We start from the raw sequence: 25,098 nt of genomic DNA, 5'->3' as shown, positions 1-25,098 counted from the left end.
ATTAAGCGCATAGTCGTCCGCGGCGATGGTGCCATGCGGTTTAGGATTGAGGGTGTCAGGCACGGTTGTCTCCTTATAAAAAACGCCCTACCCCTGAGGTGTTGGCTGTCACCGAGGATAGAGCGTTAAAACGTGGCATCGTGGTTACAGATAGTGAATCATGCGACCGACTGGCGGCTAGCGTGCTGTCGAACGCGGGTTAAATCACGCGCCAGTTGGTTCACTTCCTCTTTGCTAAATAAGGCATCGAGGTTCACCGAAAGCTTACGACGCCAGTTAGGATATTCATCGACCGTCCCCGGAATATTGACTGGCTTGTCCATTTCTAACCAATCCTCCAGTTGCACACTCAACAACGCAGACTGTCCTGCCGCTACATGCAACTGCAACGCACGGCTTAAGTAGCCATCCATTGGCACGTAACGCGCATCGTCACCGACCCCTTCCGGTAACATGCCATGCCAACGCACACTTTCTAGAATGCCTTGTTTGGCTTTTAAACGGCCATCAAACAAGGCTTGCAACTGTGACTCGTCCGGATAAAGCCCCAACTCTTGTCCCATTTTCAAATCGTCGCAATGCCAAAAACCTCGGATGGTTGGCATATCATGGGTACACAAGGTAGCCATTGCTTGCTCCGCATAATGGGCAGGGGAGATAAAGCCACCATCGTCTTTCGAGGTTTCAAAGAAGAAGACCTTGTAAGAATGCACCCCCGCATCACGCAGTAAATCGACAATTTCATCGGGAACCGTACCAAGATCTTCACCAATTACACTGCACTGATGACGGTGCGACTCGAGTGCCAAAATCGCCAGCATGTCTTTAACGGGATAATAGAGGTACGCGCCTTCGGTGGCATTTTTCCCTTTTGGAATCCACCACAAACGGAGCAAACCCAACACATGATCGATGCGCAGTGCGCCGCAGTGTTGCATGTTTGCGCGTAGCAGCTCGATAAATGCTTCATAGCCGGTTTCTTTCAACGCATGCGGGTCAAACGGCGGTAGTCCCCAGTTTTGACCTAATGGCCCCAGCACATCCGGTGGCGCACCGATACTCGCATCCAGCACCAATGGCGAATGATCGGACCACGTTTCGCTGCCCGCATCAGACACCCCAACCGCCAAATCGCGATACAAGCCCATCGCCATGCCTTTTTCTTCAGCCAGACGCTGTGCTTCTTCAATCTGTCCTTGTGCAATCCATTGTAAATACATATACAAGTGGACACTGTCTTGGTGCTGCTCAACAAAGGCCTGGGTCGCCGCACTTTCATAGCGTCGATACTTTTCGGGGAAGACTGGCCAGCCCCATATACTGTCATCATCCGCGCGCAAATGCTGATGCAATGCATCAAAGGTCGCTTGTTGCTTCAAGCTATCGCCTCCTTGCTCAACAAAGTCGAGAAAGGCACGGCCGCGGGCTGTGTCTTGGGTTAGGTGTCGCTGTTTAAACTCCTCGAAAAGCAAAGGTAAAACGGCCATCTTCAGTGCCGCGACTCCGCTGTAATCGACCCAATGCGTTTCGCGCACGGCCTGCAAACGACGCTGAAAGTCGGCACTGCCCACCAACTGCTGAGCCTTGGCACTTAATGCAAACTCCGACACGGCACTGACATCGATATAGAGTAAGTTCAACCAACGACGTGACGACGGGCTGTAGGGGCTCGCTGCTTCTGGGTTGGCAGGAAATAACGCATGAATAGGGTTAAGCCCCACGAAATCTGCGCCACGCGACGCCAGATCACTGACCAACTGCTTCAGATCGCCAAAATCACCAATCCCCCAGTTATGCGGGGTACGCAGCGTATAAAGTTGAATACTCGGCCCCCACATTTTTTTGTGTTGGTCGAGTTCAGGCTGCATGTAGCAGCGCGCAGGTGCCACAATTAGCGTCATTTCATAGGGGGTTTTGCGGCGTTTTCTCATTACCGACAAACGGTGGTATCCCCAAGGTAAGGTGCAGGGCAGATTGAAGACCAACGGCCCCCCTTCACGACGTTCATCACGCACAATTTGGGATTGTAGATAGCCTTCGAAGCACTCACCTTGCTCGGTATCGATGCGCCAGCTAAAGTCACTCTCTCTGGCACTGGTGCCTAAATGCAATGCGACCTCGAGCGGTTCATCGTCGCGAATGACTTGAACTGGCGACAAAACGCCTTCTTTGTGTTTTTTCTCTGCTGAGGCCAGTAGCGTTTCATCGTTACGGGTGTCATAGCCAAGTGACGTCAACAAATCATATAAGGTGCTGTCTGGCACAGAGGCTTCAGTGCCCCATGCACTGATGTAGCGGTCGGCTAAATTTGCCATTTGTGCGACTGTTTTAAGTGCAGGTTGTTTCATCGCATTCTCCGAGGGGTCCGCCCCCTTCTTTTATCGACCATTGCAGTTATTGTTATTGTGGGTGGCACCCTATGTCGTGCCACCCATTTAGCATGTCAGCTTGGTATCAAAGGCTTAGCGTTTTACCGCTTTCAGTTGCCAAATGTTAGTGACATAGTCTCGAATTGAGCGGTCAGAGCTAAATTTGCCCACCAGCGCGGTGTTCAAAATTGCTTTATGTGCCCACAGCGTTGAGTCACGATAATCGCTATCAATTTGATTATGAGCACGCACATAATCGGCAAAATCCGCTAAGCACAAATACGGGTCGCCACTGGCCATCACACTATCGAATACCGGACGGAGTAATCCTGGGTGTCCCGGCGTGAAGGTGTCATCCAACAGGCTATCAAGCGACGCTTTTAACAGCGGCTGTTGATGGTATTCGTGATCAGGGTGATAACCTTTCTCACGCAATGCATTCACGCCTTCCACGTCGAGGCCGAAGATATAGATATTGTCATCGCCGACTTCCTCACGAATTTCCACGTTGGCGCCATCCATGGTCCCGATAGTCAATGCACCATTAAGCGCCATCTTCATATTGCCGGTGCCCGACGCTTCTTTGCCGGCCATCGAAATTTGTTCAGACACATCGGCAGCAGGAATAATGATTTCCGCCATGCTGACTCGGTAGTCAGGGATAAAGACGACTTTAAGCTTGTCACCGACTCGTGGATCGTTATTGATCGTCTCTGCCACCTTATTAATCGCAAAAATGATCGATTTGGCGAGCGCATAGCCCGGCGCAGCTTTGGCAGCGAAGAACACCACACGAGGCGTCATATCGAAATTCGGCTCATGGATCAGACGGTGATACAGAGAAATCACATGTAACAAGTTCAGATGTTGACGCTTGTACTCATGAAGACGTTTGATTTGAACATCAAAGATAGCATCAGTGTTTAGCGTGATGTCTAGATGGGTTTTTACCCAATCAGCAAGACGCTGCTTGTTGCGCTTTTTCACTGCCATAAAGGCTTTTTGGAACGCTTTGTCATCAGCATACTGGGCAATTTGCTCCAGTTGCTCGAGATGAGCCGGCCATTGGTCACCAATTTTTTCACTGATAAGGGCAGAGAGATCTGGGTTACAGAACTTCAACCAACGACGTGGCGTGATACCGTTGGTTACGTTTTGGATACGGCCCGGATAAAGCGCATCAAATTCAGGGAAGAGATCGCGTTTTACCAACTCAGAGTGCAACGCCGCCACACCATTGACCGCGTACGAGCCAATCACACAGAGGTTTGCCATACGCACCATGCGCTCACCCTGATCGTCAATCACAGACAGCACTTGCTGTTTGCGGACATCGCCCGGCCATTTCGCAGCAACGTCTTGCAAGAAGCGGTGGTTGATTTCAAAAATGATTTCCATGTGACGCGGCAGCAAGTTCGCCATTAACGACTCGCTCCACGTCTCCAGCGCTTCTGGAAGCAAGGTATGGTTGGTGTAAGCAAACGTCTGGCTGGAGATAGACCAAGCGTCATCCCAGCTCAAGTGGTGCTCATCCAACAGCACTCGCATCAGCTCAGGAATGGCGATAGTCGGGTGAGTATCATTCAACTGAATGGTTTCATAATCTGGAAGGGCAGCCAGTGGGTGGCCAGCATCTAAATGGCGACGAAGAATATCCCCAACAGAGGCCGCACTGTGGAAGTATTGCTGCATCAAACGCAACGTTTTACCCGCATCATGATTATCGTTCGGGTAAAGCACTTTGGTCAGGTTGCCTGCATCAATTGCGGCTTGTTGCGCACGGGTATAGTCACCATCATTGAAGGCATCGAGCGCAAATGGCGTCAGTGCTCGACCTTCCCATAAGCGAAGTGGATAAACCGTATTACTTTGATAGCCCACGATAGGCAGATCCCAAGGCATCGCTTGAATATGAAGGCTAGGAACCCATTCACGGCGCGTGTGGCCGTTTTCTTCAATCACCGCTACATGGCCATAAAAGCCAACCGTTTGGGCAAGGTCAGGACGAACGACTTCCCACGGGTAGCCTTCTGGCTCACGCCATGCATCCGGTGCTTCTTGTTGGGCGCCATCTTTAAATGATTGACGGAACAGACCATACTCATAGTGCAAGCCATAGCCGACCGCTGGATACTGTTGGGCTGCCAGCGAGTCCATAAAACACGCGGCCAAGCGGCCCAAACCACCATTCCCCAACGAAGGATCACGCTCTTGCTCAAGCAAATCGGTCAGGCCAAACCCAAACTCGCTGACCACAGCCGCAATTTCATCGTAAAGCCCCATGCTGATCAGGTTGTTACCCGTTAAACGGCCAATCAAAAATTCAAGGGATAAGTAGTTCACACTCTTCGCTTGTTTGATGGCTAAATCGTTTTCTGTCGCAACCAGATCACTGGTGGTGTGTTCGGCCAGCGCGCGGCCTAAGGCGAGATACCAATCGCGCATCTCCGCGGTTTCGGGGGTGCGACCAAGCTGCGTCAAATGTTGGGTCATACTGGCTTTAAAAGCGCTTTTATCAAATGCGTGTTGCTGTTTAGGCGTCATGTCATCGCTCTCGTAATGGAAGAAAATCTCGATGACAGTCATCCTGCCCAAGCCTGTCGATACAAACATCCTCCCGAGACAGGAGGAGGAAAGGAGGAGTTGTCAGGGCGTAGAGAGCCACATCACAAGCTGTGAGTGAGCTTGCTCTCATCAATGGAGGAATTTCGTGATATTGAGGTGATAAGAATCACAATTTGAGGGAACACTGACCAAAATACGGCTGTGAAAAAAGAACAATCCCTTTTGTTAATTTTGTGCGCTAACGCAAATTGTGGGGGCATTCATCGTCTCTGGCGTGTAATACCTTCCATATTCCGTATCCGAACCAATAAAATTAGTGACTTTAATCACAATTAAAAGGCGTAGTTGCACCAAAATAGAGCAATTGCACCATTATCAGCGCTGGATCATAGTTTGTGACAGACCAGTTACATACACTTGCGTACAAGGATAAACGCGGCAAAGCCGCACTCGCTGTAAAGGACCTTCTCGCTATGTGGATCCCGTCAAAACTTACCCGTCCCGGCCGTCTCTACAATGCCATCTTGCGCCCGCGCGTATTGGATATCCTCCAACAAGCGCCAAATTACAAATTGGTGTTGTTCCGCTCGCCGGCAGGTTACGGCAAAACCACCATGGCCGCACAATGGCTCGCCGATCAAAACCATGTCGGCTGGTTCAGCATTGATGACAGCGACAACGACAGCTTCCGCTTTATCAACTACCTGTTGCAAGCATTAAATAAAGCGACCCACGATGGGTGCCCCAATACCGTTAAGCTAGCAGAAAAACGCCAGTTCTCATCCCTGCGTGCGCTGCTCTCCGATGTTTTCGCTGAGCTGGCTGGGTTACAGTCCACCTGTTATCTGGTATTAGATGACTACCAATTGATCGACAATGAAGACATTCATGAAGCAATGCGCTTTTTTATTAAGCACATGCCCGATAGCCTGACTTTGGTGGTGACCTCGCGCGCGAATCCGCCGCTAGGGACAGCAAATTTGCGGGTTCGCGACCTGATGATCGAGATCGGCAATGAACTGCTTGCGTTCGATAATGAAGAGACCACCCGCTTTTTTAATCAACGTGTCGCCGATGGTGTCGACGAAACTACCGCGAGCACCCTCTGTGCCTACGTCGAGGGCTGGCCATCTGCCCTACAGTTAATTGCGATTCAGGCTCAGCATCAAAAACGGACCCTGATGCAAAGTGCCGCCTCCTGCGCGAGTTTTAACCATGCCCACCTGTGGGATTATTTGGTCGAAGAGGTTTTTGATCTGCTGGACAGTGAAACCCGTCAGTTTTTAATGCAAGTTTCCGTACTGGAAATGTTTAATGACGAGCTGGTCTTTGCGCTAACCGAGCGCGAAGACGCGCTCGGCATGCTCGAATCGCTAAATCGCTACGGTTTATTCATCTATCCGTTGGAAGGAGACAATAACTGGTTCCGCTTCCACCATTTATTCGCAGAGTTTCTCGCCCATGAGCGTCAAGCACGGATCCCTCAACAGCAACAACACTTAAACCGACAGGCAGCATTGGCTTGGCTAAAGCTGAATACGCCTCATCAAGCATTGCGCCACGCCCGCTACGCCGAAGACGATACCTTGATGGCGGATATCCTCAATCAGCACGGTTGGCGTATGTTTAATCGTGGAGAGCTCTCAACCCTAGAGGCGGCTATCGGCCAAATCAGTACTCAGTTGCTATTCACCTACCCCAACTTAGGTCTGCTACGCGCTTGGTTAGCGCAGAGTCAACACAGATATCATGAAGTCGGCGAACTTCTCGCAGAAGCAGAGCAAGCCTACCAAGAACGTAATATCACGCTTGATATTGATTATCAGGGAAATGCCAACGCGTTACTGGCCCAAGTTGCCATCAATCGCAACGATCCTGACCAAGCGATGGCGCTGGCCGAGCTGGCACTTAGCCAACTCGATAGCGCGAACTATCGCAGTCGCATTGTCGCCACATCCGTGGTGGGAGAAGTAAATCACGTGGTTGGGCAGCTTGATCGCGCTCTGTCTATGATGCAGCAAACCGAGAAGCTCGCGCGCCAGCATCAAGTTTACCACCAAGCGTTATGGGCGATTTTACAACAAAGCGAAATTTTGCTCGCACAAGGCTACGTGCAAGCTGCATTCGAATTGTTGGATAGCGCCGATAAATTGATTGAAGATCAGCAGCTCCACCAAGTTCCTTTACATGAATTTGCGCTGCGCTTGCGGGCACAAATTCTGTGGTGCTGGCATCGATTGGATGAAGCCGAAGTCTGTGCGCATAAAGGACTTCGCGTGCTGGAAACGCAGCCGCCGAGCAAACACTTGCACAGTTATTCCATGCTGGCTCGCGTCGCGATTAGCCGTGGTGAGCTCGATAAAGCCTCAAAGTATATCGATCATATCGAACACCTTCTTCGTGAATCGGTTTACCACGTAGACTGGACCGCCAATGCCTCGCTGTCACTGCTCTTATACTGGCAAGCCAAACATGAGCTCACCAATATCGATGAATGGCTTCATCAAGCCGTGCGTCCCGACACTGCCTGCAACCATTTTTGCCAACTGCAATGGCGAAATATTGCCCGTGCGTACTTACAACTGGGACATCATGACAAAGCCCGCGAGGCGTTGGCCTTTTTACGTAAAGAAGCCGACCGCGCATGCCTAGTCACGGATAAAAACCGCAACCTGATTGTGGAAGCCGTACTCGCCAGCCGAGAGCAGGAAGAAGAATATGCGAAAACCTTACTGCAAGAGGCGCTTACGCTAACCAACCAGACCGGCATGGTGGGTAACTTCTTAATCGAAGGCGAGGCGATAGCGCCCTTACTGCACCAATTGCTTCAACAACAAGCGCTCGGGGCATTGGAGCGTCATCGCGCTCAGCAGCTGCTGAAAGAAATTGCCAGTCATCAACGCAGCCGCGCCGTTCACTTTGATGAAGATTTCGTCGAAAAATTAGTGAAGCACCCCAACGTCCCTGAGTTAGTACGCACCAGCTCGCTTACGCAACGCGAGTGGCAAGTTCTTGGGCTCATTTATTCGGGCTTGAGCAATGAACAAATTGCCCAAGAGCTCGATGTCGCTGGCACCACCATCAAAACCCATATCCGTAATCTTTACCAAAAGCTGAATATTGCAAACCGCAAAGAAGCGATTGTCACCGCAGAAAATCTACTGCAACTGATGGGAAGTTAACGGGTGAAGCCTACGCCTTTGGCTGTTCGCTAAGGGCGTAGGCACTGATTACTCTCCGCCTACCTTTCGTGATACGTTATTGAATTATTGAAATATTTTCTTATTCATTAGTTGATTTATAACGCGATCACAGTTGGTACATTTCACCTTTCAGTAAGCTTGGCCTCCCTACAAAACATAAAGGTCAACCTGATGAATCATCTGTTAAATAAACATCCTCTTGCACTGCCTTTTACGATTGCCTCGGCAATCGTATTAACAGGCTGTCCGTTAAATGACGATAACCCTGACGTCGATACCAACCCAACCGCCAGTGTTCGTGATGCGGGCACCAGCGATGCCAGTGTGCTGTTTGCTGACGCCGATACCCTGCTCACTCATCAAACAAACGCCACCTCGCTCACCTTGTATTACTCCGCTGATGGCACGATGCGCTATAACCCGGACACACAACAGGTGGAAAACGCCACCGCGAGTGTCGAATCCACCCTTGCCACGCGCGATCATTGGCAGACATCGTTTCCCCATTTGCAAGGTAACGTCAAAGGGTTCGATTTTGATTTTGTTAGCGCCAATATTGCCCTGAAGCAATGGCTTAAAGGACAGCTTCTCGCTATCGCCAAAGACGGTGATACCGTACTAACCGCAACCGATGTGCAACCGGCCCGCGCGCTTGATGCCTTGTACGCAGAACACGCCGAAAAACTTAACTATGGGGCCATCCCTGACGCTGGACACACTGAATTTCGTCTTTGGGCCCCTACCGCACAGCAAGTTTCGCTGGTGCCCTATCAATCGGCGAGCGAACAAAACGCGCCCAAACAGCGCCTAACGCCCATTAAAATGGACTTCGACGCCGAGTCAGGAAGCTGGCATATTGCCACCACGGCGCTGAATCATGGCGACTATTACCGTTATCAACTGTCGGTCTATCACCCTGCCACACACCGTGTCGAACGTCTCGAAGTTACGGATCCTTACTCACATAGCTTGTCGACCAACTCCAGCTATTCACAGGTGGTCGATCTGAATGCGCCCGCGCTTAAACCCAGTGGTTGGGATATGCTGAGTGCGCCTCACTCGCAGCAAAATCCCGCCAACAGCGTGATTTATGAGGCGCACGTGCGTGATTTTTCCGCGCTTGATCAATCCACTCCCCAAAATCTGCGCGGTAAGTACCTTGCTTTTACCCAAAACACCACTGAGCCGGTCAAACACTTAACCGCGCTTGCGCAATCTGGGGTTACTCACTTGCACCTGCTCCCCGTGTTTGACATTGCCTCCATCAACGAGGACGCGGCGCAACGTATCGATGTCACCGACCGCTTCTCCACGCTATGTGACAAAGTCCCCTCACTGAAAGATACCCCAAGGCTGGCCAGTGAGTGCGACAACAATCAAACCATCCAAGCGGCCTTAACGGATTTAGCCACCCAAGACAGTGCTGACACCCCCTATGTGCAAACGGTAATGGCGGCGATGCGTCAGTACGACAGCTTTAACTGGGGTTACGATCCTTTCCATTACACCGTGCCCGAAGGCAGTTATGCGACCGAGCCTGAAGGCACCGCGCGTATCCTTGAGTTTCGTAAAATGGTCATGGCCATCAAACAAGATATCGGCATGAATGTGGTGATGGACGTGGTCTACAACCACACCCACCAAGCAGGCTTAGGGCCCTATTCTGTGCTGGATAAAGTCGTGCCTTGGTATTATCAGCGCCTTAACCCCGTCACCGGGGACGTTGAGCAATCCACTTGCTGTTCCAATACCGCGCCTGAGCATCGTATGTTTGCCAAACTGATCGATGACTCGGTTGCCACTTGGGTGAAAGACTACAAAATCGATGCCTTCCGTTGGGATTTGATGGGGCATCACCCATTAGCGCAGATTGAGCATACGCTAGACGTTGCCCGCGATATCAACCCAGATGTGTATTTCTATGGTGAAGGTTGGAACTTCGGTGAAGTCGCCAACGATCGCCAGTTTGTCCAAGCCACCCAAGCAAACCTGGCAGGCACAGGTATTGGCTCATTCTCTGACCGACTTCGAGATGCTGTTCGCGGCGGCGGTCCGTTCGATGGCGGCGAGTACCTGCGTAAAAACCAAGGCTTTGGTAATGGTCAATGGGTCGCCCCCAATGATTTACAACAGCAAGACAGCGGGGAAAAAGCCAGTGCCCTGCATAATGCCGACCTAGTTCGTTTGGGTATGGCGGGTAACTTAAAAGATTTTCAGTTACAAATTGCCAATGGTGATGTCGTGCGCGGTGAAGAGGTCGATTACAACGGTCAACCGGCTGGCTACGCGCAAGATGCTTGGGAGATTCAAAACTATGTCTCCAAGCACGACAACCAAACCTTGTGGGATAACAATCAATACAAATTCCCTTACGCCATGCCACTTGCGACACGCGTCCGCGCCCAAGCCGTGTCACTCTCCACTGCCCTGCTGGGACAAGGGGTGCCTTTTATTCACATGGGCAGCGAACTGCTTCGTTCAAAATCCATGCAGCGTGACTCGTACGACTCGGGCGATTGGTATAACCGCGTCGATTTTACCCAACAAACCACGCAGTGGGACCAAGGGCTGCCGCGTGAAGATAAAGACGGCTACAACTGGCCGATGATTGAAACCGTGATTGCCAACCACAACAGCGAAGCCAAACCAACACCACAGGCAATCAGCAACATGAACAGCTATTTTAATGAGCTGGTGGCGCTGCGTGCGTCGTCAGGGCTGTTCCACTTAGGCCAAGGCAACGTTATTAACCAACGTGTCAGCTTTCACAACACCGGTGCCTCACAAATCCCGGGGCTGATTGTGATGCTTCTTGATAACAGTGGCAGTCTGCACGACAGCTCTATTGATGCAACGCGTGACGGGATTATCGTCGCGATCAATGCCTCTGGCACGGCGGTCAATGACTTTGCTAACATCGACGCCACCGGCTATCAGCTTCACAGCTTACAAACCAATGCGGGCAACCACTCGATAGCGTATAACCAACAGGCCGCTCAAGTGACCAACGGCAAACTCACCATCCCCGCGTGGTCCGTCGCCGTATTCGAGAAACCTCATCAACCTTAATCGTATTGGGGGGAGTGCAGTATCATTCCCCCATCTTGTCCTGTTTGGGTACACCGTGCTCGATATGCAAGGTTAAACACTCCGATTTACACGACCTCGATCATGTTCGAGGTCGCACCACATCCGACTTTCGCTCATCTTGTTAGCTTTTATCAACATGAGAAAAAGCGATGTATTATCAACGTGTCTTATTCACCATTTTCTGTTTATCCTCTCTTCTCCTACAGCCTGCGCTGGCCAACTCAGTCGGTTTTATACCTTTGTATATTGAGGCAAATGCTATCCGCCCACTTGAAGGTGCTATGTGGTATCCAACCGATGAAACTGAAGCGAAAGTACTAATCGGCGATAACCCTGCTTTTATAGGCGTGCCTGTCATCCAAAACGCCTCCATTGATACGAAAAATGCACCATTGGTCGTATTGTCTCACGGCTATCGAGGTAACTGGAGGAATCAAGGCTGGTTGGCTTATTCACTGGCCCAGAAAGGCTATATTGTAGCGGCAATCAACCACCCTGGAACCACGAGCTTTAACCATAACGCCTCTCAAGCCGCGCAGTGGTGGCAACGCCCAAAAGATATGTCACATCTCCTCGACCATCTATTAAGCAACAATAGCTATCGCAACAAAATAGATAAGCAGAATATCACGGCGATCGGGCATTCATTGGGTGGTTGGACAGTGATGCAATTGATCGGCGCACAACTCGATAGAACAGCGTTCAAACGTGATTGTCAGCAATACCCGAACTCGAGAACATGTGGATTAGCGGACGAACTAGGATTGTCCACACGACAAGATGCTGAACCCTCATCTCATAGCCTTAGTGATCCTCGGATAAAACGAGTGGTAAGCCTTGATCTTGGATTAGCACGAAGTTTTTCGACAACCAGCCTCGCATCAGTGTCTCAGCCCACTCTCATTTTGGCTGCAGGTGTCGATATTGGGGACCTACCACAAGCCATGGAGTCTGGCTACTTAGCGAAACATATGGGGCGCGCACATCGTCGCTATAAAGTCTATCAAAACGCTACCCACTTTAGCTTTATACAAGCCTGTAAGCCCAATGCCGTAACGCTGCTTGAGGCCGAAAAACAGGGGGACGGTATCATTTGCCAAGATGGACGAGGTGCACAAAGAAGTACCCTACACCAGCAAATAATCGATGATATTGTGCAGTTTTTAGCAGATTAAGCTCTACAGACGAGAAGTTATCCCGTTATTATGGGCTGCTTCTCGTTCACCGCTCCTTTTCTATATGCGCTCGGTGTTTGGCCTACAACACGTGAGAATTCACGATTAAAGTTAGATTTCGTATAAAACCCAGCGCTCAATAAAATATCCATGATGGTGTCGTCACTTGAGAGGAGTCGTTTCTTCGCGTATTCAATACGATATTCATTGATTACTCTGGAAATGTTTTGTCCGTAGTGCGCATTAATAGCCGAAGAAAGAGAACGCGATGGTACACCTAACTTACGTGCCAACCGAATGAGGGACAAATCTGGATCAGTGAATAGCGCTTCTGCATCCATGAGTGCTTTGAAACTTTCCACCACCTCAGACTCGACATCATTTTCAGTTACTTGGGCCTTTTTACTGACTTGTTCCTTGCTAGCTGGAAGTTGATAGCTCGCGATAATCATTGTCACGACAAGAGCTGGGATAAGTAACAAATAGCTCACCGAAACAATGGCCCGAACGTGCTCTCCTGATGCCAAAGAAAAGTCCCATGCGATCAGAACATCAATCAATGCTGAGTAAAGTAATAAACTCCCCGCAGTCCGTTCTGACAACACAAACAAACTCACACGATTGAAGCTAACCGATTGAGGGAGCCTCAATGAGTGTATAAGTAAACACACCCCATACCCTGCCGACAAAGTGGCTAGAAGCACATCGAGAACACCAAAGCTAATTAAGTACGGAAAAAACGCACAGGCTATGACCATAGCAGGACCACATAAATGCCAAATTAAGCGACCTCTCCGTGAGGATTGTTCAACAATGCCATACCAGGCTGCAATGGGAAGACAGGCTGCCAGAATGGTTTGTATAAATCGCAAAGTAGCTAAATCGAACGTCCAACGTAATCCGACAATACACGTCATCACCGCACAAAAAACGGTGAACGTAAAAGGCTTGTGCCAGTTTTGGTCACGACGAATTACGATGACGATAGCCGTCATTACCAAAATCAGAGTTGCAATATACGGAAGTGGCACAGCAAGCATATGTTTAGCCTAGCAATTTTTAAATAACTCAAGGATCATAGCCAAATTGTTAAACCAGTGATAGAAAAACCACACTTTACCTCTCACATCTCCTGCGGATTAACTTTGCCCTACCCCACAGGATGAATGTCGGTATAATGCGCGTCTCAGCTTTTATCGATGAATAGCATTATGATCAAGAACCTGATCTCAACTTACCTCAAAGGCATGGCGATGGGCGCTGCGGATGTGGTTCCTGGTGTCTCTGGCGGTACGATCGCATTTATTACCGGTATCTACACGCAGTTGCTTGAGAGTATTCGGCGTATCACGCCGCGCCTTTTTACACTATGGCGCCAAGAAGGTCTCAAAGCGGTCTGGCAACATGTTAACGGCACCTTTCTTTGTGTACTCTTAGCCGGCATTCTGACCAGCATTGCCAGTTTGGCAAAAGGGATCAGTTGGATGCTCACTCATCATCCCATTCCACTTTGGTCGTTTTTCTTTGGCCTTATCATTGCCTCGGCCTTTCACATGGCCAAGCAATTACCAACGCCTAAGTTCACCGTTAAAACCCTTATCGCCGGTGCGCTAGGGATTGGGTTTGCTTATTGGATTACCGTCGCCAGCCCACTTCATTTGACCGCAAGCCCGGCGACAGTGTTTCTCTCCGGCGCGATTGCCATATGCGCTATGATCCTGCCCGGTATCTCCGGCAGCTTTATTTTGCTTTTACTTGGCATGTACAGCCCTATTTTGAGTGCAGTTCATCAAGCGCAATTTGGCTTATTGGGATTATTCGCTGTTGGCGCGGTAACCGGCTTACTGACGTTTTCGCACCTATTGTCATGGCTGCTACGCCGCTATTATGCGCTGACCCTCGCGTTTCTGACCGGCCTAATGTTAGGTACCTTGGGTAAGATTTGGCCTTGGAAACATACCCTCACTTGGCGCACGAACTCATCCGGTGAACAAGTGCCTCTGGTGCAAGATAACCTCTTGCCCGGCGCCTACGAGGCCGTGGTGGGACATCCGGCACAAGTTGGCCTTGCGGTGATTGCCATGATAGCGGGCTTTGTGTTGGTATTGCTGTTGGAGCGCTTTGCCCCCAGTCAGGACTAAATCATGGACTCTTCTCTCACCGACTCACGTAGTGGTCATCGCCTGCTGACGATTGCAGGCATTGTCGCAGTATTTGCGCTCGCATTCAGCGCACCGACATGGCTAAACACTCTTGCCGATTGGATAGAGGGAGGCTCAACGGCCTCTCTTAACTATTGCTCATTAAACCAACAAACCTGCCATTATCAAGGCTATCAAGCCAGTTTATCTGACCCGACCGTCCACCCCATGCACGCTAACACGCTGACCTTCACAACCTCACAACCTCTTAATAGCGAAACCCTATTAGTTAAGCTAAAAGGTGTTGAGATGAACATGGGAGAATATCGCTTAGTGCTGAATCAAATAGACGAAACGCACTATCGCGGCGATTTGATGCTTCCAGTCTGTACTGAGCAGACCATGACGTGGGCAGGAACCATTACGGTACCGGATCAGGGTCAAACACAATTTCCGATCAAAGTGACCATGGAGCGACCATGAGCAAAAAAGCATGGCTAGTGGCATTATTTGCGGTTTGTTTGGGGTTAGGCGCACGTGCTTACTATGACAGTTATCAAGTGAAGCAACAGCAAGCACAGGCTGGCGCCTTACAATCAGATGGGCAGCCCTTCAACCTTTTCAATGAAGCCGATCCTCGGCCCCGAATTGTTTATTTTGGTTACACACACTGCCCAGATGTGTGCCCCACCTCACTGGCGGTATTATCGGCGGCGCTCAAGTCACTGCCGCAATCGACACAAGATGCGGTGGCACCTGTCTTTATTACGTTGGATCCAAAACGGGATACCAGCGAAAAAGCGGCCGAGTATGCCCATTTCTTTCATCCGGCCATCACAGGTGTGAGTGGCAGTAACGAACAAATTGATCAACTGGCGAAGCGATACGGCGTTTTGTATCAAATTACCGAGCTTGAAGATTCCGCCATGGATTATGCCGTTGACCATAGCTCATACTTTTATTTTCTTTCTCCGAACGGTGAGCTTTTAGAAAAGGTGCCCCACACCTTGAACCCTCAAATGATCACCGCCGCTATTTCTCGAGTGACTGACACCAATAAGGAACCATAATGTCGTTTTTTCGCCTTTTTATCTCAGCCATTGCACTTTTCACTGCATCTTTCAGCCATGCTCATGGTGAATTTTTTATCCATGACGCCTATGCGCGCGCCAGTGCACCGGGCGCCCCTAACAGTGCCGCCTTTATGGTGTTAGACAATCAAAGTGATGTGCTTAAACGTGTTGTTAGTGCCCAAACTCCTGCGGCAAAACGCGTTGAGCTACACGAGCACGCCATGGCAGATGGCATGATGAAAATGCGTCAAATCCCACAAATTCTGGTGCCCAGCGGCGAACAAGTTGTCCTTCAGCCGGGCGGCTTGCATGTTATGTTGTTCGACTTGGTGAAGCCTCTGAAAGTGGGCGAACAGATTTCCCTGACCCTGACCACTGCTGATGGACATTCACTGACCAAGCAAATTCCAGTGAAATCTGTCATGGGAGGCATGCAGCACCATAGCGATGAAGGAAATCATCACCACCAATAGCGTTTAACACGTCTTAATGGATGAGTCACACAGCGCGTTAAATGTTAACTGTGTCAAGGTATGGCCGCCAAGTTGAGGATTCAGCAGCAAAATCTCCTATCACCGTCTATGGTAAAAGGTAGTCGCGCTTGCGCGTGACCCTTTTGACGTGATTGCTATCTCCAACAACAATAGCGAGGTTCTCTATGAAAATCCGTCCAATGGCGCTAGCAGCAATAGCTTCAACCGTGTTGCTCGTCGGCTGTACTAGCAACACTGCACTACAACAAAGTGTTGATGATTTATCCGCGAAAGTCGATGCGCTGTCTAACGACGTTTCCATGATGAAAAATGACTCTCAAATGGCGTATGACGAAGCAAAACGCGCCAATGAACGCATTGATAACATGGCACAGTCTTATACAAAATAAGGCAAGATTGAAAGATAAAAACGGCGCCTTCGCGCCGTTTTTTGTTTATCCGTGATTACCTCATTCTGTCACTAAGGCGTATCCGCTTTCACCAGATCAGACGCGTTTGTCAGGCCTTGCTCATTGAGCGTATGCCACGCCTTTAACTGCAACGGGCTCAGCTCCGCCACTTCAATTGGCACCCCTTGTTGCACCGCCAGTGCGGCACGATAACGTCGCGTGGAAATATCCATTCGCTCAAGTTTGGCAATAATCGCAGGATCGGGGGGAAGCAGAATACGTTGCTGGGTTTCTTTCTCCGTACGCGACAGTGGACGATGAGCTTCTACCATAATTCGTCCATCTGGTTCAATGCTGACCTTGGTTGCCGTATCAATGATCCGCACGGGCGTGTTGACATCCACCGCCTCAAAAAGCCAAGCCACATCATCAGGCCGCAATCGGATACAGCCGGCACTGACGCGTAAACCAATACCGAATGACTTATTCGTACCATGAATTAAATACTCGCCATTCCCATAGCCAAGCCGCAGTGCATGGCGCCCTAACGGGTTATCGGGACCAGCAGGGACCACATCTGGTAACACAATATTGCGTGTCCGCTTATATTCCTCTCGAATACTTTGCGGCGGCGTCCACGTCGGGTTTTGGCGCTTTTGGCTGACGTAAGTTTGCATAACGGGCGTTTCACGGCCAATTCGTCCGATGCCAATCGGAAAAACATGAACCCGCCGCTCTTCCTCCGTCGCGTCATTATTCCCTTGCGGCTTGGGCGGATAATAATAGAGCCTGAGCTCCGCCAAGTTGATCACAATCCCTTCGTAGGGAGTGTCGGGCAACAGATGCTGCTGGGGGAGCTTGATCAGTGTACCGGGCTCTGGCAAGTAGGGATCTACGCTGGGGTTTAGCGTCAATAATGCTAAAAAGCCGATATCATACTGTTTTGCAATGGCTTCAAGATGCTCGCCTTCTTGCACCTCGTGCATGGAGGCATAGCCGACAAGCCGACTGCCATCCAAAGGTAACGGATAGCTCACCGCCCATGCAGGGGAAACGCTCAGTCCCCAACCGATGGCAAGCACCCAAAGCGCATGATAAAAACGTTTAAAAATACATCCTTGCGCCGGCTGCGCCTTCAAATTCAATATCGCCTTTCTCCTCCCAGTACCATGTGGTACCGGCTTCCGCAAACAACTCTACATCACCGGTGCCTACGGGAAGTGTCACCCCTAGCCCAGCTCTCGGTCCCCACTGATGGGTAGAATCATCTACCCACTGACCACCAGCATAGATATACATGGGCGCATATTCCATCCGGCCTAGCCATTCCCCTAAATTCCACGTCCCATCGATCGCAATCCCAAACTTATCGATCCCAGCTTGAATTTTAAATTGGTCTTGCTTGATGGTCACACCGGACATCGGCGACCCCAGAAAAACGCCTGCCGCCAAGCCATCGGCTGCTCGAGCCGGAAAAGAAATCGAAGCGGCAAGTAAACATGCCGAACCACATAGCCAAGCTATTGTTTTCATTATCATCCATCGAGTTCATGTCACAGAGACACCTAGCACTGCAATTACCGTTCCAATTTATAAGCTTCAATGCGCCCGAAACCGGTCATACTTCGACCAACATGGGTGTACTCATCATGGCTTTTGTCTTTCATCGGGTAAACATAGAGGCAAATCTCTGCCGCCACTATCAAGCCGACGCCTGCGTTGCCGATATCTCTTTTAGTGGCAGAACTAGACATACTTCGCCCAATCACACCGACTTGTGATGAGAAAGTGCGCACAGAGTGGCGTTTCTCTCTGATTTATTGGGCGATTTTGGTGATATAATGCATACTTTATGACGTGCGATAAATCAGTCGTGTTTTGGTAGGAGTGGCTCGTTTTTGTTAGATGATCTCGTCTCGCTCGCGCTTCGACAATTTCAACAAGATTGCGTCAAGCTTTGCGAACATCATTACCCCACGGTGCATAACCGCGGGATGCGTGACCCACACATGGGTAAAGCACTCGCACGTCGTTTAATGCGCGTGTTGGAAGCGCACGACCGCCCCGCTCAGTTTCACTTGCTTGACGACAGTCGTCCCCACAGCCAAACCGTTTATCAACTGCAACTGGATGGCGCCGCGGTTTACATTCTTGCTCACCGTCTGCTCAGTGGGAATTTGGCCTGTCGTGATGCACTGGTGCGCGATGTCGCATGGTTGCTCAACCACGGTATTACCAATCCGGCCGAGCCCGGGCGAGTGATCATTGTCAGCGACCACTGGATAGATAGAACCAATGCCAGCAAAGCGATTCCTTCTTGGTGGCTAGGCCATCAACCGATTCATGCCGACTCATACCGCGCGCAAGGGATTAAACTGACCAGTGCGACCACCAGCCTCGCCGAGACCATCGAACCATTGGGGCTGACCGACGGACGCTATCGCATTTTCCACCCTTTGTTTCGTAAAAAAGATGGCCTGCCGTTGCATAAGTACCTACTACTCACCGCCACCTTTCCGCTCGGTGTCGAAGAATAACCCTTACTCGCTTGGCTTGTACCACACCGATTGGAAATCGAACCAACCGACTGCGTTCGATGCCACATCTTGCAAGTCCGGCGTGGCAACCACACCCGTCCAGATATGAAATAACGGCACCACCTGCTGGGCAACCAGCTCACGCGCCAAGGCTTCAGCGCAATCTGGCTTAGCCTGCTCACGCCAACGGGTGGTGTAATGGGTAACTTTATTTAGCAACTCGTCGGTGAACGCATGCAAGAAAAGATCGTGATTGCCCAACCAATTAAATAATCCTTCTTCCCCGCGGATCCCAAAACTGATCGCCCCTAACCAGATGTCGATTTTTCGGCTGTATTTCCCGCCAAAATACGCATCTGGCGACAGCGCCATGGTTTCCACTTGAATGCCTTCTTCGGCCAAATGTGCTTCGATGGCAGATGCGATCAGTGGATAAAGAGGATGGTCCGCCAAATAAGCCACACTCAATCGCGTCGGGCCCGGTAGCTCTGGCATCGATACCGGTTGGGTGTGATGGATCCAACCGGGCATCAAACCATAAGCATTAAACAAGCGGTATTCACCCATCCCATTCGCGGCTAAACGCGGCAGCAATTGCAAGGAGGACAACTTGGCATGCAAGTAAGCACGCCAGCGCGCACTTTTCGCCAACCCATCACGACAATTGAGCATCAAATACCCTGCCCCTTGGTCCATTTCAAGCTTTTGGCTTAACGCAGCTGGCGGCTTAACCGCATAGTCCGGCATACGATCCGTACTCGGAGTGAGATAACACATGGCCGCTTCATCAAACACCATCAACTGGATTTCATCCGTTAACGCGCGATAACCAAAGTAATCATCAAATGCTTGGAGCACCAAGCGATGATCCTGACGCTCAGCCACACGATAGGGGCCTGTGCCAATTGGCTGATCTGCAAATCCTTTTTGCTGATCGCAATCGGCGGGTAAAATAACTGCTTCAGGCAAGGTTAACGCATGATCAAAACGCGGGTCGGGTGACGAAAGCGTTATATCAATGATCCGTGCGGCAGGTGATGTCACTTTAGCGATGTGGGCAAAAAACCGTCGAGACGATAGCGCAGACAAACTCGCCACCACATCGTCTTCACGCATCATACGGCCATCATGAAATCGCACGCCTGGGCGCAGATAAAAGCGCCAATGGGTATGACTAAGTGCCTCCCAATGGTGAGCTAAATCCGCACAGACTTGCTTATTACCCTCTTGGTATTTCACCAGCCCGTTAAAAATCTGCCCCACCAAGTGCTCTTCAGAACGGCGCAGAGGGGTACGCGGATCAAGGCTTTCAAGCTGACGATAATACGGCAAGCGCACAATCTGGCGACCATTTAAGGTGCTCGGCCCCAATTGCTTTTGGATCAACGCCGCAAGCTTGGTCGAATCGTTATCCAAACAAGCGAGTGCTTGGTCCATTTTGCCCTGCGCTAACCAATGGGCCGCTTGCTCGTCACGCAGGGCTGACTCGGTACGCAAAAAAGTCAGCCGTGACAATTTGCCTCGCCCAACGGATGGCGCCCACGTCAGCCAATGCTGCTCCTCCAATTTATTTAGGACCATCCGCGCATTACGCCGCGTACACACCAAAATATCGGCAATCGCCTGTAACGTGGTATCCGAATCTTCCCCGTTAAAGTGATGATAAAGACGGGTAAATTGTGCGCGTAGCCGCTGTCCAGACATAAAAGGGGAACCTAAAGGCAGTATCAGTTATTATTGATACTTCCTATTTTACGCGACAACGGACAGTCCGTCTGCCCAGTTTGAACGCAATCAGATCGAGGCTGTGATCTCTGGCAGGCTTTATTTTCGCGTGCTGTAGCGCAGCGATTGTTATTTCTGCTCACTCCGCTATGATGCCTGTTGATTGTTGTTATCGCATGTGGTGTTTATGGACGCGTCTGAAATTATTTCCCATTTTGAAGTCAAGCAACGTTGGATGGCCTGCCATGTTAAACAAGCCCAATATCCAACCGCCGAGAGCTTGGCCGGTTTCGAGCGCTACCATGCCGAAGAGACGTTACTCACTCCTGCGACTCGGCCATCTGCCCCAGCCCACGCCCCCTTGACACTTTATTGGGTCGATAACCATCCATTGATGCTGCAATACGCCAAGCTACAGGCGGCACAGTGGCCGGACGATGCCCGCCCCGACATGCTTGCTTACTTCGCGCAACTTGCCCTGCATGATGGTGTAGAAATTGCCGAAGCCACGGTCTCTTTGTGCATTGGCACCCAACACGGCGAAACCTGCGCCGCCGCCATGCGGGTAGACACCCAAGAAAACGGCCAGCCAATCAGCGGTATTTATGATCTAATTGCCCCCAGCGACGACGCCCGCACACAACTTCTACGCGCAATGATGGAGGCAACTGACGACAACCGCCAATGGGTAATTGCCGGTTAAATCTGACGCTTAAGCAGCTCGATGATGCTCGCCATTCAACGAGCGTTTCACGGGAAAGAGAGTGTTGTGTTTGGGAGAAGAAATCGGGATTTTCTGTGAGCACTTCTGAGTTAAGAAGTGCCCTCTATGAAGGTTCTGGACAAAGGCGTGTTTGCTGAGATCGGCGTCAGCACGTCTTTGGACAATTATTGGTTAGAGTAAAAAATCTACTAAAGTTCCATAGTGTCCATTGATTTGAATTAATACTCTTTAAAAATGAATAAAACTAAATATGCGTGTTATTGAATAGCCATGCTTGGTCATTAGGCCATGCAAGCGTCCGACAATATTGTGTTGAGTCGTATCGGAAGTATGTCGACTTTCATCGCAATAGACATTGTAAGTTATCACTAAAATTTCCTAAACAGAGGGCAATCCAAGCTTGTCAAAGAATGCACGGTTACGTTCTTTGGCCGCTTTTACTAACAGATCGAAACTGATCACCTCTACATATGCATGGGATGGCTCGTTGTACCCAAAATAACCCATCCCATCAGATGTGATTCGCAGATTAGCTCGACGGCAGCGGCGATGCATGGACTCAGTCAGGTCACAAAGCACATAGCAATACCCAGGGATATCGTTGTTGCCGGGTATTGGGCGACCAGATTTTGTCGTTACTTTACCTTCTCGTATCCTCTCTAAATAACCCAGCGCTTGATCAATTGGGTCTTTATCTTCACCTTCGCGCATATCGTTGCGCATTGGGCGTTTGATCTCGACCACGGTGATAGATGCTAAGGGAAAGCTATTTTGGTCATTAACAAGCAACGGGTTATCGAACACTCTTAGGCTGAGTAAATCCGGTTCCTTTGTTGAATCATTACCAGTAATCGGCATCGCATTCAGAGTTTTGTCGGAAGCCAAATAGTTGTGAAATGCCAAACGTTCATCGATCAGCCAAAGGTTGCAAGAATCCAGTAAAACCTCACTGGAATCTTTACGCATAGGCATGATTAACTCATGAATCATATCCTCACGAGCATACTTGCCATTATCCAGTCGTTCGATGGATTTTTGCAGCAGATCAATAATGACCTTTCGATGGGATACGTAATTAGCGAGGTCTGATTGTTTAAGGTCTTCAGCTTTTTGCAGATACTCACTCAGCCGTTCCTTGTACTGCTCTATATGCTCCTCATTTTGAGGTTGCATGATGTCATGCCCCTCACTGACTAAGTGTCTCTCGACCTCATACCACTGAGCATGTAGATGTAACTCTAAGTCTTTGTCCGACTTTTCTGGGTCAACAATGAGCTGTTCTTCTGCAACATAGTGAGCAATAGGCCGGTATCGGGGTGCATGGCTATTAATAAAATCATCTACACGTTTACGACCGGCTGAGACATTTTCTGCCAAAACATCTTGCAGATATTCTTTCGTTCGTGCGAGCACTGCATCGCGAATATCTTTAAAACTGACTTCGTTGAGTATGTCCTCTACGTTTTCGGCAATATCAAAAGAGGTTCGTTCGCTACGTACACGCTCATCTAGGTAGCCTGAAGACACGTAACAGGTATAGGTAAATTCCCCAGATTCGTCAGATATTTTGCCGTACAAGCCGGGAATTTTTCCTTGAATGGATTCTTCTTTAACCAAACGATTAGCTGCGCATAAAGCTAACTGATGCTTTTTATTTACCGATGCACGAAACTTGATGTGAGTTAGGTCGAACGCATAATCGCGGATCTTAATGGTTTCTATAAATGCACTCGCGTGCATATGCTCTGTAAGCAAGTCATCAAGATCGAATGCTTCATCTACATCCTCTACCAGTATCTTGGGAGCGCTGCCTTGACGAACAAAGTACCAGAGCACATGTTCAAGTAGCTGATTAGCTATTGTTAGCCCTTTGGTTGATACCTGCTTTCGATAGCTTTCATCAAATCCCACCAGTTTGATTTGAGTACCTGGTTGCTGTTCGGTAGCTATCTGAACATTTTCACTGTGGACGCCTGATTTATCGTTAAAGCGAAATACACGCTTTTTTAGCTGGCCATCCCCATCGACAAAATGGCTTTCTACTTCGACAAGATCAAACACCTTCAACCACATCAAGCGACCGACACCTCGGCAGCCTTTGTCAATTTTGTGGTCGGAATCCAGTGTTTCAAATGACTTAAAGTTGGTTTCATTAAAACCACAACCATTATCAGTGATGGTGAAACCTACTATAGGTGGCAGCGATTTGGCGTCGAAATCTAGGCTCTCCTGAGTAGCACGATTGATCCGAAGAACAACCTTACCGTTATCGCTATTACCTTTTTCTTCAATCGAGTGAATAGAGTTTACCACCGCCTCAAAAACCGGCATTAGGCCGTGGCTCTTAGGTAAAGAAGTGTTGCGCAAGCGGCCTTTGAGATTGGTTTGTAAACTCATATTCCCTCCTTAGAGCTCGCCTTTAAAGGCAGAATCGAGAATTGATGCCCTTAGACCTGTTAAAAAAGACAATTTGCTAGCTAACTCTTTACTCATTTCGTTGGTCTTCTTAACCAAAGAATCGAGAGAATTACATATAGACCTTTGTTCATCTATCGATGGCAAATGAAACTCGAAATTAAAAAGGTGATTGCGATTTACCTTTGGCATTCCAGCTCGACTGGAACCTTCAATTGCATATTGGGTAAATTGCTCAGATAGCAGTAGATAGAATAAAAAATCCCTAGTCATCCTTTTTTTGTCTGGTGTGAGCGGATAAATATCTGCACTACAGATACCAGATATAGTTGGCCTAGCAACCTTCATAAGATACGGTCGTATTTTACTGTACAAGACCATGCTGTTATCAAAAGGAAACTTGCCAGAAATAAGCTTCTCGTCTCTTGCTGTTTTCAGGTCAATCAGCTCTCCACTAAAAGATGTAATATTTGCTCCACCTATATGGAACATATCTAAATATTGCTCTTCTCTTGGGTCACATAATTTTGAGGTGATTTGGCAAACATCATTCAACCTAACCTTATCCCAATGCTCTTGCCTTGTAAGCATGGAGCTGAGTGAACTTTTAAGTAACGCATCTGCTAATGTGATGCTCTCCTGTAAATGCTCGATGGCGGTGTCGATGCGGGTGAGCAGTGCATCGAGTTTTTCGACGATGCGTTTTTGTTCTCTAAGTCCACAAACAGGAACACTAACATTTTTTAAAGCCTTTAAAGGTACTCGCTGACGACCAGTTGCACCTTCCATTTGATCTATTAAAAAGCGGCGAACCGATGGCGACCTAAAGAAGTGCAATAAATATTTTGGTTCAACACTATCCAATGCATGAATTGGAAAAACTTCTGTTGTTGCGAAGCCACAATTAACATTGTCGATTAAAGCTGTTTTGTTATTCTCTGTACAAGGTGTGATTTTGGCAAACAGTACCGCATTACGTTGAAATTTTGTGTATCCCTTTTTTACGTCATCAAATTTTCGTAGTTCGTAGGTGCTCTTTTGACCCGTTTCTTGGTCAATGTCTGTCATTCCAATAAATGGGACATTCCCTTCAGAATCTGGAGTTGGCACAAATCCTCTATCGGCTCCTATCTGCGCAACGTCTTCAATAGCTTGCCACTCCCACCCATACGGTAGTTTATATAAAACCTGCTCCATG

Annotated in this window: 19 protein-coding genes; 10 read left to right on the top strand and 9 right to left on the bottom strand. The window is 49.3% G+C overall.

The features are described 5' to 3' along the window. Positions 1–158: 158 nt before the first annotated feature. Both malQ and N7E60_RS15485 read right to left on the bottom strand, forming a co-directional pair. Complete coding sequence (malQ, locus tag N7E60_RS15490; RefSeq protein ID WP_269598996.1) at positions 159–2,348, bottom strand: 4-alpha-glucanotransferase; 2,190 nt, start codon at positions 2,346–2,348, stop codon at positions 159–161. 114 nt (positions 2,349–2,462) lie between these two features. Continuing rightward, positions 2,463–4,913 (bottom strand): glycogen/starch/alpha-glucan phosphorylase, encoded by a 2,451-nt coding sequence (locus tag N7E60_RS15485; protein ID WP_167315080.1) that lies wholly within the window; start codon positions 4,911–4,913, stop codon positions 2,463–2,465. 494 nt (positions 4,914–5,407) lie between these two features. Between N7E60_RS15485 and malT the strand changes: the two genes are divergently transcribed. The 3 genes from malT (at position 5,408) to N7E60_RS15470 (ending at position 12,402) form a co-directional block, all read left to right on the top strand. After that, a complete protein-coding gene (malT, locus tag N7E60_RS15480; protein WP_269598995.1) occupies positions 5,408–8,116 on the top strand; it encodes an HTH-type transcriptional regulator MalT in 2,709 nt (902 codons plus the stop codon). Between the two features lie 192 nt (positions 8,117–8,308). Continuing rightward, a complete protein-coding gene (pulA, locus tag N7E60_RS15475) occupies positions 8,309–11,206 on the top strand; it encodes a pullulanase-type alpha-1,6-glucosidase (RefSeq protein ID WP_269598994.1) in 2,898 nt (965 codons plus the stop codon). Positions 11,207–11,376: 170 nt separating this feature from the next. Beyond that, positions 11,377–12,402: an alpha/beta hydrolase family protein gene (locus N7E60_RS15470; protein WP_269598993.1), complete on the top strand. Its 1,026-nt coding sequence runs from the start codon at positions 11,377–11,379 to the stop codon at positions 12,400–12,402. Between the two features lie 17 nt (positions 12,403–12,419). Here the strand turns inward: N7E60_RS15470 and N7E60_RS15465 are convergent, their stop codons facing one another. Next, positions 12,420–13,442 carry a helix-turn-helix domain-containing protein gene (locus N7E60_RS15465; RefSeq protein ID WP_269598992.1) on the bottom strand — a complete coding sequence of 341 codons (1,023 nt, stop codon included), beginning with the start codon at positions 13,440–13,442 and terminating at the stop codon, positions 12,420–12,422. A 171-nt stretch (positions 13,443–13,613) separates the two neighbouring features. Here N7E60_RS15465 and N7E60_RS15460 point away from each other — a divergent pair, with 171 nt between their 5' ends. The 5 genes from N7E60_RS15460 (at position 13,614) to N7E60_RS15440 (ending at position 16,499) form a co-directional block, all read left to right on the top strand. Further along, positions 13,614–14,543: a DUF368 domain-containing protein gene (locus N7E60_RS15460; RefSeq protein ID WP_269598991.1), complete on the top strand. Its 930-nt coding sequence runs from the start codon at positions 13,614–13,616 to the stop codon at positions 14,541–14,543. 3 nt (positions 14,544–14,546) lie between these two features. Beyond that, a complete protein-coding gene (locus N7E60_RS15455; RefSeq protein ID WP_269598990.1) occupies positions 14,547–15,026 on the top strand; it encodes a hypothetical protein in 480 nt (159 codons plus the stop codon). After that, positions 15,023–15,613 carry an SCO family protein gene (locus tag N7E60_RS15450; RefSeq protein ID WP_077765334.1) on the top strand — a complete coding sequence of 197 codons (591 nt, stop codon included), beginning with the start codon at positions 15,023–15,025 and terminating at the stop codon, positions 15,611–15,613. The genes N7E60_RS15455 and N7E60_RS15450 overlap by 4 nt, the downstream gene beginning before the upstream one ends. Continuing rightward, positions 15,613–16,089: a copper chaperone PCu(A)C gene (locus tag N7E60_RS15445; protein WP_069590381.1), complete on the top strand. Its 477-nt coding sequence runs from the start codon at positions 15,613–15,615 to the stop codon at positions 16,087–16,089. Before N7E60_RS15450 ends, N7E60_RS15445 begins: the two co-directional genes overlap by 1 nt. Positions 16,090–16,274: 185 nt before the next feature. Beyond that, a complete protein-coding gene (locus N7E60_RS15440; protein WP_069590383.1) occupies positions 16,275–16,499 on the top strand; it encodes an LPP leucine zipper domain-containing protein in 225 nt (74 codons plus the stop codon). A gap of 71 nt (positions 16,500–16,570) precedes the next feature. On the opposite strand, the gene N7E60_RS15435 is transcribed toward N7E60_RS15440, so the two are convergent. Genes N7E60_RS15435 through N7E60_RS15425 form a run of 3 tightly spaced genes read right to left on the bottom strand, consistent with a single transcriptional unit; the run spans position 16,571 to position 18,253 of the window. After that, positions 16,571–17,581 (bottom strand): L,D-transpeptidase family protein, encoded by a 1,011-nt coding sequence (locus tag N7E60_RS15435; RefSeq protein ID WP_408642359.1) that lies wholly within the window; start codon positions 17,579–17,581, stop codon positions 16,571–16,573. A gap of 22 nt (positions 17,582–17,603) precedes the next feature. Continuing rightward, a complete protein-coding gene (locus tag N7E60_RS15430) occupies positions 17,604–18,032 on the bottom strand; it encodes a hypothetical protein (RefSeq protein WP_069591194.1) in 429 nt (142 codons plus the stop codon). Positions 18,033–18,076: 44 nt separating this feature from the next. Further along, entirely contained in the window at positions 18,077–18,253 is a 177-nt protein-coding gene (locus N7E60_RS15425) for a hypothetical protein (RefSeq protein WP_269598989.1), read from the bottom strand. Between the two features lie 144 nt (positions 18,254–18,397). Between N7E60_RS15425 and N7E60_RS15420 the strand changes: the two genes are divergently transcribed. Continuing rightward, positions 18,398–19,036: a hypothetical protein gene (locus tag N7E60_RS15420; RefSeq protein ID WP_077457360.1), complete on the top strand. Its 639-nt coding sequence runs from the start codon at positions 18,398–18,400 to the stop codon at positions 19,034–19,036. Positions 19,037–19,039: 3 nt separating this feature from the next. Here the strand turns inward: N7E60_RS15420 and N7E60_RS15415 are convergent, their stop codons facing one another. Continuing rightward, positions 19,040–20,740 (bottom strand): SgrR family transcriptional regulator, encoded by a 1,701-nt coding sequence (locus tag N7E60_RS15415; RefSeq protein ID WP_269598988.1) that lies wholly within the window; start codon positions 20,738–20,740, stop codon positions 19,040–19,042. 208 nt (positions 20,741–20,948) lie between these two features. On the opposite strand from N7E60_RS15415, the gene N7E60_RS15410 reads away from it, so the two are divergent. Then, positions 20,949–21,464, top strand: a complete 516-nt coding sequence (locus tag N7E60_RS15410; RefSeq protein ID WP_269598987.1) for a hypothetical protein — start codon at positions 20,949–20,951, stop codon at positions 21,462–21,464. 399 nt (positions 21,465–21,863) lie between these two features. On the opposite strand, the gene N7E60_RS15405 is transcribed toward N7E60_RS15410, so the two are convergent. Both N7E60_RS15405 and N7E60_RS15400 read right to left on the bottom strand, forming a co-directional pair. After that, positions 21,864–23,882: an ATP-binding protein gene (locus tag N7E60_RS15405; RefSeq protein WP_269598986.1), complete on the bottom strand. Its 2,019-nt coding sequence runs from the start codon at positions 23,880–23,882 to the stop codon at positions 21,864–21,866. Between the two features lie 9 nt (positions 23,883–23,891). Continuing rightward, positions 23,892–25,097: a restriction endonuclease subunit S gene (locus tag N7E60_RS15400; protein WP_269598985.1), complete on the bottom strand. Its 1,206-nt coding sequence runs from the start codon at positions 25,095–25,097 to the stop codon at positions 23,892–23,894. Position 25,098 lies beyond the last annotated feature (1 nt).

The sequence above is a fragment of the Salinivibrio proteolyticus genome (assembly GCF_027286365.1).
Classification (GTDB): domain Bacteria; phylum Pseudomonadota; class Gammaproteobacteria; order Enterobacterales; family Vibrionaceae; genus Salinivibrio; species Salinivibrio proteolyticus.
The sequence above is the reverse complement of the archived record's forward strand: the minus strand, read 5'-3'. Positions and strand labels throughout refer to the sequence as shown.

Excerpts from the sequence above, each read along its gene's own strand:
- malQ (WP_269598996.1), bottom strand. The coding sequence starts at position 2,348 with ATGAAACAACCTGCACTTAAAACAGTCGCACAAATGGCAAATTTAGCC.
- N7E60_RS15485 (WP_167315080.1), bottom strand. The coding sequence starts at position 4,913 with ATGACGCCTAAACAGCAACACGCATTTGATAAAAGCGCTTTTAAAGCC.
- malT (WP_269598995.1), top strand. The coding sequence starts at position 5,408 with ATGTGGATCCCGTCAAAACTTACCCGTCCCGGCCGTCTCTACAATGCC.
- pulA (WP_269598994.1), top strand. The coding sequence starts at position 8,309 with ATGAATCATCTGTTAAATAAACATCCTCTTGCACTGCCTTTTACGATT.
- N7E60_RS15470 (WP_269598993.1), top strand. The coding sequence starts at position 11,377 with ATGTATTATCAACGTGTCTTATTCACCATTTTCTGTTTATCCTCTCTT.
- N7E60_RS15465 (WP_269598992.1), bottom strand. The coding sequence starts at position 13,442 with ATGCTTGCTGTGCCACTTCCGTATATTGCAACTCTGATTTTGGTAATG.
- N7E60_RS15460 (WP_269598991.1), top strand. The coding sequence starts at position 13,614 with ATGATCAAGAACCTGATCTCAACTTACCTCAAAGGCATGGCGATGGGC.
- N7E60_RS15455 (WP_269598990.1), top strand. The coding sequence starts at position 14,547 with ATGGACTCTTCTCTCACCGACTCACGTAGTGGTCATCGCCTGCTGACG.
- N7E60_RS15450 (WP_077765334.1), top strand. The coding sequence starts at position 15,023 with ATGAGCAAAAAAGCATGGCTAGTGGCATTATTTGCGGTTTGTTTGGGG.
- N7E60_RS15445 (WP_069590381.1), top strand. The coding sequence starts at position 15,613 with ATGTCGTTTTTTCGCCTTTTTATCTCAGCCATTGCACTTTTCACTGCA.
- N7E60_RS15440 (WP_069590383.1), top strand. The coding sequence starts at position 16,275 with ATGAAAATCCGTCCAATGGCGCTAGCAGCAATAGCTTCAACCGTGTTG.
- N7E60_RS15430 (WP_069591194.1), bottom strand. The coding sequence starts at position 18,032 with ATGAAAACAATAGCTTGGCTATGTGGTTCGGCATGTTTACTTGCCGCT.
- N7E60_RS15425 (WP_269598989.1), bottom strand. The coding sequence starts at position 18,253 with ATGTCTAGTTCTGCCACTAAAAGAGATATCGGCAACGCAGGCGTCGGC.
- N7E60_RS15415 (WP_269598988.1), bottom strand. The coding sequence starts at position 20,740 with ATGTCTGGACAGCGGCTACGCGCACAATTTACCCGTCTTTATCATCAC.
- N7E60_RS15410 (WP_269598987.1), top strand. The coding sequence starts at position 20,949 with ATGGACGCGTCTGAAATTATTTCCCATTTTGAAGTCAAGCAACGTTGG.
- N7E60_RS15405 (WP_269598986.1), bottom strand. The coding sequence starts at position 23,882 with ATGAGTTTACAAACCAATCTCAAAGGCCGCTTGCGCAACACTTCTTTA.
- N7E60_RS15400 (WP_269598985.1), bottom strand. The coding sequence starts at position 25,097 with ATGGAGCAGGTTTTATATAAACTACCGTATGGGTGGGAGTGGCAAGCT.